Here is a 13450-nt window from a genome sequence, read left to right as displayed (position 1 = left end):
CGGCTGTGGACCGCCTCAGCACTCCACCACGTTGACGGCCAAGCCGCCCATCGCGGTTTCCTTGTACTTGGAGCTCATGTCCTTGCCGGTTTCGCGCATGGTGACGATGACCTCGTCCAGCGATACCCGGTGCGAGCCGTCGCCCCACAGTGCCATCTTGGCGGCGTTGATGGCCTTCGCCGCGGCAATCGCATTGCGTTCGATGCAGGGGATCTGCACCAGGCCGCCGATGGGGTCGCAGGTAAGGCCCAGGTTGTGCTCCATGGCGATTTCGGCGGCGTTCTCCACCTGCGCCGGCGTCCCGCCCATGACCTCCGCCAGGCCGGCCGCGGCCATGGACGACGCCGAACCGACCTCGCCCTGGCAGCCCACCTCGGCGCCGGAAATGGAGGCCTGCTCCTTGTAGAGCACGCCCACGGCACCGGCCGTCAACAGGAACTTCACGACCACGTTGTCGCGGTCCTCCTGGCTTGCCTTGTCCATGCCCGGGGCGAAGTGCAGGGCGTAGTAGAGCACGGCCGGGATGATGCCGGCCGCACCGTTGGTGGGCGCCGTGACGACACGGCCTCCGGAGGCGTTCTCTTCGTTGACGGCCAGGGCGATCAGGTTGACCCACTCCTGCCAGTACTTGGGGTCGTTGTCCTTGTCCTCCTTCAGGAGGCGCTCGTGCCAGTCAGGGGCCCGACGGCGGACCTTCAGTCCGCCAGGCAGCACGCCTTCGCGCTTGATCGACTTTTCGACGCAGCCTTCCATGACGGACCAGATGTGCAGCAGGCCCTCGCGGATTTCCTCCTCGGAGCGGGAGGCGAGCTCGTTGACCAGCATGATGTCGGAGATGCTCAGGCCCTTCGAAGCACAGCGGCCCAGCAGTTCGGCGGCGGTGCGGAACGGCAGCGGGAGTTCCTTCTTGGACTCGTCCAGTTCCTTCTGCGCGGCGTCCTCTTCGCCCTCGCGCACAATGAAGCCGCCGCCCACGGAGAAGAAGGTGGCCGTGTGCAGCACTTCGCCGTCGGCGTCGCTGACCGTGAAGGTCATGCCGTTGGTGTGGCGAGGCAGCACGGTGAGGGGGCGCAGCACCATGTCGGACACACCATACGGCAGCGGAACACCGCCGTCGGGGTCCTGGGAGCCCGCCAGGCGCAGGGTGCCGGTGTCCGAGATCGCGGCGAGGCGTTCCTCGACTTCCTCCGGCAGGATCACCTCGGGGTGGTAGCCCTCCAGGCCCAGCAGGATCGCGGTCATGGTCCCGTGGCCGTGGCCGGTGGCGGCGAGCGAACCGTACAGGTCCACGCGCAGGGAGGCGACCCGGGCGAGGATGCCGCTTTCCTTCAGTTCCCCCGCGAACACCGCGGCAGCCCGCATCGGGCCCACGGTGTGTGAACTCGAAGGACCAAGCCCAACGGTAAAGAGATCAAAGACGCCAACAGCCATGCCGGTTCCTATCTAATTAATAATTCTAAGCAGACCGGATCCTGGTGGATCCGGGCCCCGGCAGGCAGGCCTGTCCGGAACCCCTTTGGGGCCGGCATCCGGCAGCAGGCGTCCCCACCGTCCCCCTGACCTCGCAAGCTCGGTCAGGGAACCCGGACGGTGTGGGCCCAAATCGCCCGCAGAGGATGCCGGCCCCAAAGGACCAAACGGAAGCTGTCAGCCCAGGTTGGCGACAGCCGGGTAAAGCGGGTGCGCTTCGGCCAGGGCCTCCACGCGGTGGCGCAGTCCGGAAAGGTCGGCACCGGCGTCGGCGATCAACGCCTCGGCGATGATGTCGGCGACTTCACGGAAGGCAGCTTCACCGAAACCGCGGGTGGCCAGGGCCGGGGTGCCGATGCGCAGGCCGGAGGTGACCATCGGCGGGCGCGGGTCGAACGGCACGGCGTTGCGGTTGACCGTGATGTCGATCGTGGCAAGCCGGTCCTCGGCCTGCTGGCCGTCCAGTTCGCAGTCGCGCAGGTCCACCAGCACCAAGTGCACGTCGGTGCCACCGGAAACCACGGAGATGCCCTTGGCCGCGACGTCCGGCTGGACCAGGCGCTCGGCCAGGATCCGGGAACCGGCCAGCACGCGGGCCTGGCGCTCCTTGAACTCTTCCGACGCGGCGATCTTGAAGGCCACAGCCTTGCCTGCGATCACGTGCTCCAGCGGGCCGCCCTGCTGTCCCGGGAAAACGGCGCTGTTGATCTTCTTGGCGATCTCGGCGTCGTTGGTCAGGATGATGCCGCCGCGCGGACCGGCGAGGGTCTTGTGCGTGGTGGAGGTGGTGACGTGGGCGTGCGGCACCGGGCTGGGGTGCAGCCCGGCGGCGACGAGGCCGGCGAAGTGCGCCATGTCCACCATCAGGTAGGCACCCACGAGGTCCGCGATGCGGCGGAACTCGGCGAAGTCCAGCTGGCGGGAGTAGGCCGACCAGCCGGCGACGATCAGGGCCGGCTTGTGCTCCAGGGCCAGGGCTTCGACCTCGGCCATGTCCACGGTGTGGCTGTCTTCGCGCACGCCGTAGGGCACCACGTTGTACAGCTTGCCGGAGAAGTTGATGCGCATGCCGTGGGTCAGGTGGCCGCCGTGGGCGAGGTTCAGGCCCATGATGGTGTCGCCCGGCTTGATCAAGGCGTGCATGACCGAAGCGTTCGCCTGGGCACCGGAGTGCGGCTGCACGTTCGCGTACTCGGCGCCGAAGAGGGCCTTGACACGGTCGATGGCCAGCTGCTCGATGACGTCCACGTGCTCGCAGCCGCCGTAGTAGCGCTTGCCGGGGTAGCCTTCGGCGTACTTGTTGGTCAGCACGGAGCCCTGCGCCTGCATGACGGCCACAGCGGTGTGGTTCTCCGAAGCGATCATTTCCAGGCCGCCGCGCTGGCGGCCCAGTTCGTCGTCGATCTTCGCGGCGATTTCCGGGTCCAGCTCGGACAGCACGGCGTCGAGGGACGGGGAAACGACCTGCTCGAAAGCGGTGGTTCCTGCTGCGGCGCTCACAGTTCGCCTCCGTTCTTGGCAGCGTATTCCTCTGCGGAGAGCAGCGGGCCGTCGGTAACGGCCGCCACCTTGAAGAGCCAGCCGGCACCGTAGGGGTCGCTGTTGATCACGGCAGGGTCGTCGACAGCGCTCGTGTTCAGTTCCGTGACCTCACCCGTCACCGGGGAGTACAGGTCGGACACGGACTTGGTGGACTCGACCTCGCCGCAGGTTTCGCCGGCGGTCACGGTGGAGCCGACCTCGGGCAGGTCGACGTAGACGATGTCGCCGAGGGCGTCAGTGGCCACGGCGGAGATTCCTACGGAGACAAGGTTTCCGTCTTCGCGGGCAACCCATTCGTGTTCCTCCGAGTACTGGAGTCCAGCTGCAACTTTTGCCATGTTTTTTCCTTTACGTTCGTTGTCTGAAAGCTGTCTGAAAAATCGATGGGTGGGGGCGCCGGCCGGATCGTCCGTCCGGCGCCCAACCTTACTTGGCGCGCTTGTAGAACGGCAGCGCGATGACCTCGAAGGGCTCGGCCTTGCCGCGCAGGTCCGCTTCCACGGCGGTGCCGATTTCGGAGTGCTCGACGTCGACATACGCCATCGCTACCGGGTAGCCAAGGGTGGGGGACGGCTGGCCGGAGGTCACTTCACCGATCACGGCACCGTCCTTCAGGACCGGGTAGTGGCCGCGGGCGGCGCGCCGGCCCAGGCCTTTCAGTCCCACCAGGCGTCGGCCCGAGGTGGTCCCGGCGCCGCCGGCCTTGAGTGCCGCGAGGGCCTCCTTGCCGACGAAGTTGCCTTCCTTGGACAGTGCCACCACGGGGCCGAGGCCGGCGGCGAAGGGGTTGCCTTCGAGGGAGAGTTCGTTGCCGTAGAGCGGCATGCCGGCCTCCAGGCGCAGCGAGTCGCGGCAGGCCAGGCCGCACGGGATGAGGCCCAGACCTGCGCCGGCTTCGCTGATCGAGGCCCACAGTGTCGCGGCGCCCTCGTTGGGCAGGAACAGCTCGAAGCCGTCCTCGCCGGTGTAGCCGGTGCGGGCCAGGATGACGTCGTGGCCGGCAACAGTGGCCTCGTTGAACGCGTAGTACTTCAGGCCGGTGACCAGTTCGTGCTGGGCGTCGTCCGTGAGCTTGAGCAGGATTGCCTCGGCGTTCGGGCCCTGCACGGCGATGAGGGACATGGCGTCGGAGACGTTCTCCACCACGACGTCGAAGCCCTCGGCGCGCTTGGCCAGCTCGGCGGCGACGGTGGGTGCGTTGCCCGCGTTCGGGACCACGAGGTATTTCTCCGGACCGAAACGGTAGGCGAGAAGGTCGTCGATGATCCCGCCGTCGGCGTTGCAGATCAGCGAGTACTTCGCCTTGCCGTCCGCGACGGCGGACAGCTTGCCCACCAGCGCGTAGTCCAGGAACGCCCCGGCCTCCGGGCCGGTGACCCAGACCTCGCCCATGTGAGAGAGGTCGAACAGGCCTGCGGACTGACGGACGGCGTGGTGCTCAGCCAGTTCGGACGAGTACTTCAGCGGCATCTGCCAGCCGCCGAAGTCCGTGAAGGAAGCCCCGAGTGCCTCATGCGTGCCGTAAAGGGCAGTGTGCTTGCTCATGTGAATGTCCTTTGCGGTTCCGGCTTAGTTTTCGAACTCAGAGATCGGCGGGCAGGAGCAGACCAGGTTGCGGTCCCCTGCTGCGCCGTCGATGCGTCCGACCGGCGGGAAGTACTTGTCCTGCTTGAGCGACTTGACCGGGAACACGGCCTGCTCGCGCGGGTATTCGCGCTTCCAGTCGGAAGACACGACGGCGGCCGCGGTGTGCGGTGCGTTGCGCAGCGGGGATTCCTCCACCGCGAAGTCGCCGGCGGCAACCTGCTCGATCTCGGAGCGGATGGTGATCATGGCCTCGATGAAGCGGTCGATCTCGCCCAGGTCCTCGGACTCGGTGGGTTCAACCATCAGGGTGCCGGCCACCGGGAAGGCCAGGGTGGGTGCGTGGAAGCCGAAGTCGATAAGGCGCTTGGCCACGTCCTCGGCGGTGACGCCGGTGCGGGCGGTGAGCTCGCGCAGGTCCAGGATGCACTCGTGGGCCACGAGTCCGCCTTCGCCCGTGTAGAGCACCGGGAAGTACTCGTTGAGGCGGGCAGCCACGTAGTTGGCGGCCAGCAGCGCGGACTTGGTGGCTTCGGTGAGGCCTTCGCCGCCCATGAGCTTCACGTAGGCCCAGGAAATCGGCAGCACGCCGGCGGAACCGTAGCGCGAGGCCGAGATCGCCACGCCGTGGCCTTCCTCGTGCGCGGCCTTGGTGGCATCGCCGGGCATGAACGGTGCCAGGTGCGCCTTGGCTGCGACCGGGCCGACACCCGGGCCGCCGCCGCCGTGCGGGATGCAGAAGGTCTTGTGCAGGTTCAGGTGCGACACGTCGCCGCCGAACTTGCCGGGCTGGGCCAGGCCCACCAGGGCGTTGAGGTTGGCGCCGTCGACGTAGACCTGGCCGCCTGCCGCGTGTACGGCGTCGCAGACTTCGCGGACGTCGCCGTCGTACACGCCGTGCGTGGACGGGTAGGTGATCATGATGCAGGACAGCACGTCCTTGTTGGCATCGATCTTGGCCTGCAGGTCATCGTGGTCGATGAGGCCTTCGGCGGTGGTGGCGACCACCACGACCTTCATGCCGGCCAGGACGGCGGACGCGGCGTTGGTGCCGTGGGCCGAGGCCGGGATGAGGCAGACGTTGCGCTGCTCGTCGCCGCGGGAGAGGTGGTAACCGCGGATGGCCAGCAGGCCGGCGAGCTCGCCCTGGGAGCCGGCGTTGGGCTGGATGGAGACCTGGTCGTAGCCGGTGATGGTGGACAGGTCCGCCTCCAGGCCCTCGATCAGTTCACGCCAGCCGGCGGTCTGGGATTCCGGGGCGAAGGGGTGGATCGAAGCGAACTCCGGCCAGGAGATGGCTTCCATCTCGGCGGTGGCGTTGAGCTTCATGGTGCAGGAGCCCAGCGGGATCATGGTGCGGTCAAGCGCCAGGTCCCGGTCGGAGAGCTTGCGGATGTAGCGCAGCAGCTGGGTTTCGGAGCGGTGGGTGTTGAACACCGGGTGCTGCAGGTAGTCGGAGCTGCGCACGACGGCGGCGGGCAGCTCGAGCCCGGAAGCCTCACCCAGGGGGCCGGCGCCGAAGGCGACGGCGACGGCGGACAGGACTTCCGGCGTCGTGGTTTCATCCACGGACACACCCACGGTGTCGGCGTCGATGCGGCGCAGGTTGATGCCGCGGGCCTCGGCGGCGGCGATGACCTGCTCGGCCTTGCCCGGAACCTTGACGGTGATGGTGTCGAAGAAGGACTCGCTGGCCAGTTCGCGTCCGGCGGCCTGCAGGGTAGCGGCAAGCACCCGGGCGTTACCGTGCACCGTTTCAGCGATGGCCTTCAGGCCGTCGGGGCCGTGGTAGACGGCATACATCGAGGCGGTGATGGCCAGCAGCGCCTGCGCGGTGCAGATGTTGGAGGTGGCCTTCTCGCGGCGGATGTGCTGTTCGCGGGTCTGCAGGGCCAGGCGGTAGGCCGGGACGCCTGCGCTGTCCTTGGAGACACCAACGATGCGGCCCGGGAGCTGGCGCTCGAGGCCCTTGTGCACGGCCATGTAAGCGGCGTGCGGGCCGCCGAAGAACAGCGGGACGCCGAAGCGCTGGGCGGTGCCGACGGCGATGTCCGCACCCTGCTCGCCCGGAGGGGTGATGAGGGTCAGCGCCAGCAGGTCGGCGGCGACGGTGACGAGGGCGCCGCGCTCCTTGGCGGCGGCGATGACGGCGGTCTGGTCCCAGACCCGGCCGGACACGCCGGGCTGCTGCAGCACGATGCCGTTGATGTCGCCATCGGGCAGGCCCTGGGAGAGGTCGGCGACCTCAACCTCGAAGCCGAGCGCCTCGGCGCGGCCCTGCACGATCGCGATGGTCTGCGGCAGGACGTCCGCATCCACGACGGTCTTGCCGGCGGCGGCGGCCTTGTTCTTGTTGGCGCGGCGCATGAGCAGCACGGCCTCGGCGACGGCGGTGGCTTCGTCAAGCAGGGAGGCGTTGGCGATGGGCAGGCCGGTGAGGTCCTCCACCATGGTCTGGAAGTTCAGCAGGGCTTCGAGGCGGCCCTGCGAGATTTCCGGCTGGTACGGGGTGTAGGCGGTGTACCAGGCCGGGGCCTCGAGGATGTTGCGGCGGATCACCGGAGGGGTCACGGTGTCGTAGTAGCCCTGGCCGATCATCTGGACGGCGGTCTTGTTCTTGGCGGCGAGCCTGCGCAGCTCGGCCAGCACCTCGACCTCGCTGAGGGCCTTGCCGAGGGTGAGCGGGGATTCCTGGCGGATGTCATTGGGAACCGCGGTGTCCACGAGCGAGTCCACAGTGTCATAGCCGACGGTCTTGAGCATGTGGTCGATATCGGCCTGGCGGCGGGAGCCGATATGCCGGTCCACGAAGGTGGTTGATGCTGAACTAACAGTCACGAAAGGAACTCCATTGACGAAGAGGGCGCTGGGTACGCCACAGTGGTTGGGTTCCTCCCCGCTCTGTCTTGGACCTGAGAGATTCCGCAGACGAGTCTGCTTGCACCGTCGGTGAGCCCGTTGCCCCGCGCCTTGAACTCGTCATGGTCACATGGACAGCGTGCTGCTTTCCAGAGTTGCCTTGGTGCGGCGGTACATGGGCCTGAGAGATTCCTGGGGAGGATTTGCTCCTACGGCGCCTGCATCACTTGTCTGCAGGACTCTCCCGCCGCAGATCAGAGGCGTATTCATTTGTGGTCGTTGCTGCTCGCGGCAAGCCGTGATGGTTGCCACAAGGCTCAATTGTCCTATGGAGCGGAGCTGTTCGCAAATGTATCCCCCGACGCCTTGCCGCGGCGGCCGGTACCGCTCCCTCAGCCCCTGCGGAGGAGCTCGACGGCGGCAAGGAGGGCCTCGACGTCGGCCTGCCGGTGGGCTGCACCTCCCCCGTGGCTGCCTTCAAGCATTGCGTTGAAGTACAGCCCGTCGCCCATGTACCGGACGGCCTTGGCCAGGTCCGGACCAATCTCTTCGGCGAGCACGTCCAGCCATTGCTGCTGGATTCCCGCGAAGCGCCGGCGGGTCTCTTCGTGGGCCACTTCGGCCAGCCGCGTCGCAGCCACGAACACGCGGTCCATGGGGGTGTCGTCCCAGAGCGAAGACTTGATGAAGTAGACCGCTGCCCCTTCAGGAGCAGACTTCATGGCGTCGATGTCCGCTTCGGCCAGCCGGTCGAGCCGCTCAAGCAGGGCGGCGATCATCGCTTCCTTGTTGGGGAAGTGGTAGAGCAGCCCACCCTTGGATACACCGGCACGCTTGGCCACGGCGTCCAGGGTGGCGGCCCGCTCCCCCACGTCGATGAGGACGGCTTCGAAGGCATCCAGGACGGCGTCCCGGGCTACAGGTTTACGCGGCATGGTCACCATCATCCCCCACAACCCTTGATCGGACGCCCGGTTCTTGCTCCACTGGCACCATGAGCACCGAACAGCTGATCATCGTCGGGTCCGGCCCCGCCGGCTACACCGCCGCCATCTACGCGGCCCGGGCCGGACTGGAACCACTGGTCGTCGCCGGCTCCGTGACCGCCGGCGGCGCCCTCATGAACACCACCGAGGTGGAGAATTTCCCGGGGTTCCCGCGCGGCATCCAGGGCCCCGAGCTCATGGACGGGCTCCAGGAACAGGCCGAGAGGTTCGGCGCCAAAATAGTGTTCGACGACGCCGTGTCCCTGGAGCTGAATGGCCACCTCAAGCGCGTGGCAACCGGAGCCGGGGAGACTTACGAGGCGCCCGCCGTCATCCTCGCCACGGGCTCGGCGTACAAGGAACTCGGGCTGCCCGAAGAGAAGAGCCTCAGCGGCCACGGTGTCTCCTGGTGCGCCACCTGCGACGGTTTCTTCTTCCGGGAACAGGACATCATCGTTGTGGGCGGCGGCGACTCCGCCATGGAGGAGGCCACCTTCCTGACGCGCTTCGCGAAGTCCGTGACCGTCGTCGTGCGGCGCGATGAGCTGCGCGCCTCCCGGATCATGGCCCAGCGAGCCAAGGACAATCCCAAGATCAGCTTCGCCTGGAACTCCGCCGTCGCCGCCATCCACGGCAACGCGAAGGTCACCGGTGTCACTTTGAGCGACACCCGCACGGGCCGGAAGCGGGAACAGGCAGCCACCGGAATCTTCGTGGCGATCGGCCACGTGCCGCGGACGGAACTACTCACCGGCCAAGTGGACCTGGACGCCGAGGGCTACATCAAGGTGGCCTCGCCCACCACGGTCACGAACCTCCGGGGCGTCTTTGCCTGCGGCGACGCCGTGGACCACCGCTACCGGCAGGCCATCACCGCCGCGGGCAGCGGCTGCGCTGCGGCCCTGGACGCCGAACGCTACCTCGCGGCACTCGAGGACGCGGACAGCATCGCCACGGCACTGGTGGAGGAGCCCACGCATTCCTGAGCGCACCCGTTCCTGGGCATTCCCGACTGACCGACAGTTGTGGTCGTTTTGGAGCCTCAAAACGACAACAACTGCGAGCCAGTTGGGCCGGGCCCGTCATTACGTCACGACAACTTTGCGTAATGCGCGGCGCTTCAGGCATGCTGGATGGGTTCAAAGGTTTGGCTACCCTAATTTTCCGGCAGCCTTCCTTGGCTCCGCAGCCCCACGGCTCCTGTTCGCAGAAAGTAGCATCCATGATCCGCAAGAACGCGCTGGCCGGCATTGCCCTTGCCGCCGCCGCTGCCCTCAGCCTGGCCGCCTGCGGCGGCTCCACTCCGTCCGCAGAGAGCAGCAGCCCGGCCGGTCCTACCGACATCACGGTCTACAACGCACAGCACGAGAGCCTGACCAAGGAATGGGTCGACGAGTTCACCAAGGAGACCGGCATCACGGTCACCCTGCGTCAGGGCTCGGACACCGAAATGTCCAACCAGATCATCCAGGAAGGCGCAGCCTCTCCCGCTGACGTCTTCCTGACGGAGAACTCCCCGGCCATGGCGCAGGTCGAGAACGCCGGGCTCTTCGCCGACGTCGACAAAGCCACCCTCGCCCAGGTTCCCGCCGGTTTCCGTCCTTCCACGGGCAAGTGGACCGGCATCGCCGCCCGCTCCACCGTACTGGTCTATGACAAGAACAAGATCAGCGAGGACAAGCTGCCCAAGTCGATGCTGGACCTGGCCAAGCCGGAGTGGAAGGGCAAGTGGTCCGCGTCTCCGTCAGGCGCCGACTTCCAGGCGATCGTCTCCGCCCTGCTCGAGCTCAAGGGCGAAGCCGCCACCAAGGAATGGCTCAAGGGCATGAAGGAAAACGCCAAGGAATACAAGGGCAACAAGACCGCCATGAAGGCCGTCAACTCCGGCGAAGTGGATGCCGCCCTGATCTACCACTATTACTACTACGGCGACCAGGCCAAGACTGGCGACGACTCCAAGAACGTCACCCCGTACTACTTCCGCAACCAGGACCCGGGCGCATTCCTCTCCATCTCCGGCGGTGGCGTGCTGAAGTCCTCGAAGAACGCCGCGAAGGCGCAGGCGTTCCTGAAATTCATCACCGGCAAGAAGGGCCAGGAGATCCTCCGCGACGGCACCTCATTCGAGTACGCCATCGCATCCGGGGTCGCCGCCAACGCAAAGCTCGTCCCGGTCAAGGAACTCGAGGCTCCCACCGTTGATCCGGCCAAGCTCAACTCCAAGAAGGTCACCGACATGATGACCGAGGCAGGACTCCTGTAATTCCGTGAGTATCGTTCCACCGGCTTCCGTCTCCCAACGGAGCACGACGGCGGGCAAGGGCAAGCGCCCTCGCCCGCCTTTCGGCGTTCCAGCACTTTCCGTCACTGCGGTCCTGATCGCTCTTTTCTCGCTCCTGCCGCTGGGCTACGTGGCCTACATGACGGCAGCCACCGGCTGGGACACCGCCGTCGGGCTCATCTTCCGGCCGCGTGTCGGTGAACTGCTGGGGAACACGGTCCTGCTTATCCTCCTCACGGTTCCACTGTGCCTCGTGCTGGGCGTCGGCGGCGCCTGGCTCGTGGAGCGGACCGCGCTGCGCGGGCACCGCGTGTGGGCTGTTGCCCTGGCCGCGCCACTGGCCATCCCGGCCTTCGTCAACAGCTATGCCTGGGTCTCCGTGGTGCCGTCCCTGGAAGGCATCTGGTCCGGTGTCCTGATCGCAACCCTGTCCTATTTCCCGCTGGTCTACATTCCGGCGGCCGCGATGCTGGGGCGCCTGGACCCGGCGATCGAGCAGTCCGCGGCCTCCTTGGGACTCGGGCCATGGGCCGTGTTCTTCCGGGTCGTGCTGCCGCAGCTGAGGATCGCCATGACCGGCGGGGGGCTGCTGGTTGCCCTCCACCTGCTGGCCGAATACGGCGCGTTCGCGATGATCCGCTTCGACACCTTCACCACGGCGATCATGACCCAGTTCCAATCGACCTTCAACGGCACCGCCGGGAACATGCTGGCGAGCGTGCTGGTGCTGTTCTGCCTGGGCCTGCTGCTCGTGGAAGTGCGCAGCCGCGGCACGGCCCGCTATGCCCGCATCGGTTCCGGTGCCCAGGCCAAGGCGCTCCGCGCACGGCTCGGCGGTTTCCAGCTGCCTGCGCAGTTGGTGCTGCTGGCCCTCAGCGTGCTCGCCTTCGGCCTGCCGTTCTGGCTGGTGCTGCGCTGGGTCATGCTTGGCGGAAGCTCGATCTGGGATTCCGCCGAGTTCGTCCCCGCCCTGCTGCAGACCCTCGGCTATGGACTGGCCGGCGCCCTGGTGACCACCGTGGTGGCGTTCCCCTTGGCGTACCTCGCGGTCCGGAACCCCGGATGGTTCAGCAAGGCCCTTGAGCTCTCCAACTACATCACCAGTTCACTGCCTGGAATCGTGGTGGGCCTGGCGTTCGTGACCATCAGCATCCGGTTGGTGCCCGGCGTCTACCAGACCGCCGGGCTCCTCATTGCGGCCTACGTGCTCCTCTTCCTTCCCCGTTCCCTCGTGAACCTGCGCTCGGGGCTGGCCCAAGCGCCGAAAGAACTCGACGAAGCCGCCCGTTCGCTCGGAAAATCCCCATGGGTGGCGTTCCTGAAGGTCACTTTGCGCCTGAGCGCACCGGCCGCCGCCGGCGGCGCAGCACTGGTGTTCCTCGCGATCGTGAACGAACTGACGGCAACCCTGCTCCTGTCCCCGAATGGCACCAGTACGCTCGCCACCGAATTCTGGAGCAAGAGCAGCGAGATCGACTATTCCGGCGCCGCCCCTTATGCGCTGCTGATGATCCTGCTGTCCGCACCGATGACCTACCTGCTTTTCCAACAGTCCAAGAAAGTGGCCGGACAGTGACCGAACAATCCCCCTCCAGTCTTCCCGCACCCCGCATCGCCCCGGCCATCGCCTCGACCACGGATCCGCACTTGGACATCACGGACGTCACCAAGAACTTCGGCGCCCAGGCAGTGCTGAAGGGCGTCAACCTCTCGGTCGCCAAGGGCGGAACCACCGCGATCGTCGGCCCCTCGGGATCGGGCAAGACCACCCTGCTGCGCCTGATCGCCGGCTTCGAGCACCCGGACACGGGCACGATCTGCCTCAATGGCCGGCAGGTGGCCGGCAACGGCGCCTGGCAGCCGGCCCACAAGCGGCACGTGGGCTATGTCGCACAGGACGGCGCGCTCTTCCCGCACCTCACCGTGGGGCAGAACATCGCCTTCGGCCTTGACCACTCAGCGCTCGACGGCGGCCGCCACGCCGTGCGCGGACGCGTCGCCGAACTGCTCGAAATGGTTTCCCTCGATCCCGCCATGGCGAAACGCCGCCCACACCAGCTGTCCGGCGGCCAACAGCAGCGCATCGCCCTCGCCCGGGCCCTGGCGCGCAAGCCTGAGCTGATGCTGCTGGACGAGCCGTTCTCGGCGCTGGATGCCGGCCTCCGGGTCGCCACCCGCCGGGCCGTGGCCAACGTCCTGAGCGAAGCGGGGGTCACGACCATCCTGGTCACCCACGACCAGGCCGAGGCGTTGTCCTTCGCCGACCAGGTGGCGATCATGCGCGGCGGAAAGCTGGCCCAGATCGGCAACCCCTTCGTGGTCTACACCCGGCCGGCAGACCGTGCCACTGCGGAGTTCCTCGGCGATGCCGTCATCCTGGACGCATGGATGGAAGGCTCGCTGGCAACCTGTTCGCTGGGCGGCATTCCGGTGCGCCGCCCGCCGGCGCAGGGTGCCGTGCAGCTGATGCTCCGGCCCGAACAGATCCGGATCGCCCCCGACGGCCCGATCCGCGGCGTGGTGGTGGACACGGACTACTTCGGCCCGGAAACCACCGTCCGGATCCGACTGGCTCCCCTGCCCGGAGCCGGTTCCGACCACCGCTTCCCGGGCGGCGGCGAAGTCATCACCATCCGGCACTGGAACGCCTCCATCACCAAGCCGGGCACGGAACTCTGCCTGCGCGTGGTGGGCGAAGGCGTGGCCTTCCCCGCGGAAAAATAGGCGC

Annotated in this window: 10 protein-coding genes and 2 riboswitches; of the genes, 4 read left to right on the top strand and 6 right to left on the bottom strand. The window is 67.2% G+C overall.

Translation table 11 applies throughout. From position 1 onward, the window contains the following. Positions 1-15 precede the first annotated feature (15 nt). The 6 genes from ACN9M4_RS03980 to ACN9M4_RS03955 all read right to left on the bottom strand — a co-directional run bounded on the left by ACN9M4_RS03980 (position 16) and on the right by ACN9M4_RS03955 (position 8390). Positions 16-1431: an L-serine ammonia-lyase gene (locus tag ACN9M4_RS03980; protein ID WP_426302272.1), complete on the bottom strand. Its 1416-nt coding sequence runs from the start codon at positions 1429-1431 to the stop codon at positions 16-18. A gap of 216 nt (positions 1432-1647) precedes the next feature. Then, positions 1648-2970, bottom strand: coding sequence for a serine hydroxymethyltransferase (gene glyA / locus ACN9M4_RS03975; protein WP_426302271.1), 1323 nt, complete (start codon positions 2968-2970; stop codon positions 1648-1650). Next, on the bottom strand, positions 2967-3350 hold the full coding sequence (gene gcvH, locus ACN9M4_RS03970) for a glycine cleavage system protein GcvH (RefSeq protein ID WP_426302270.1): 384 nt from the start codon (positions 3348-3350) through the stop codon (positions 2967-2969). The genes glyA and gcvH overlap by 4 nt, the downstream gene beginning before the upstream one ends. An 88-nt stretch (positions 3351-3438) precedes the next feature. Next, positions 3439-4557, bottom strand: coding sequence for a glycine cleavage system aminomethyltransferase GcvT (gene gcvT / locus ACN9M4_RS03965; protein ID WP_426302269.1), 1119 nt, complete (start codon positions 4555-4557; stop codon positions 3439-3441). 24 nt (positions 4558-4581) lie between these two features. After that, positions 4582-7434 (bottom strand): aminomethyl-transferring glycine dehydrogenase, encoded by a 2853-nt coding sequence (gene gcvP, locus ACN9M4_RS03960; RefSeq protein ID WP_426302268.1) that lies wholly within the window; start codon positions 7432-7434, stop codon positions 4582-4584. Positions 7435-7487: 53 nt separating this feature from the next. Beyond that, positions 7488-7613, bottom strand: a riboswitch (glycine riboswitch). A gap of 1 nt (position 7614) precedes the next feature. Beyond that, positions 7615-7712, bottom strand: a riboswitch (glycine riboswitch). Positions 7713-7847: 135 nt separating this feature from the next. Next, positions 7848-8390 carry a TetR/AcrR family transcriptional regulator gene (locus tag ACN9M4_RS03955; protein ID WP_426302267.1) on the bottom strand — a complete coding sequence of 181 codons (543 nt, stop codon included), beginning with the start codon at positions 8388-8390 and terminating at the stop codon, positions 7848-7850. Between the two features lie 59 nt (positions 8391-8449). Between ACN9M4_RS03955 and trxB the strand changes: the two genes are divergently transcribed. The 4 genes from trxB to ACN9M4_RS03935 all read left to right on the top strand — a co-directional run bounded on the left by trxB (position 8450) and on the right by ACN9M4_RS03935 (position 13446). After that, on the top strand, positions 8450-9427 hold the full coding sequence (gene trxB, locus ACN9M4_RS03950) for a thioredoxin-disulfide reductase (protein WP_426302266.1): 978 nt from the start codon (positions 8450-8452) through the stop codon (positions 9425-9427). Positions 9428-9663: 236 nt separating this feature from the next. Next, the gene (locus ACN9M4_RS03945) at positions 9664-10704 is read left to right on the top strand and encodes an iron ABC transporter substrate-binding protein (RefSeq protein WP_426302265.1); all 1041 of its coding nucleotides are present in this window, start codon (positions 9664-9666) and stop codon (positions 10702-10704) included. A 4-nt stretch (positions 10705-10708) separates the two neighbouring features. Further along, complete coding sequence (locus ACN9M4_RS03940) at positions 10709-12298, top strand: ABC transporter permease (protein ID WP_426302264.1); 1590 nt, start codon at positions 10709-10711, stop codon at positions 12296-12298. Further along, complete coding sequence (locus ACN9M4_RS03935; RefSeq protein ID WP_426302262.1) at positions 12295-13446, top strand: ABC transporter ATP-binding protein; 1152 nt, start codon at positions 12295-12297, stop codon at positions 13444-13446. Before ACN9M4_RS03940 ends, ACN9M4_RS03935 begins: the two co-directional genes overlap by 4 nt. The last annotated feature ends 4 nt before the right edge of the window (positions 13447-13450 follow it).

This window comes from Arthrobacter sp. R-11, assembly GCF_049913155.1.
Taxonomy (GTDB): Bacteria; Actinomycetota; Actinomycetes; order Actinomycetales; family Micrococcaceae; genus Arthrobacter.
Note: the sequence above shows the minus strand (reverse complement) of the source record. Positions and strands in the feature narration are given on the sequence as shown.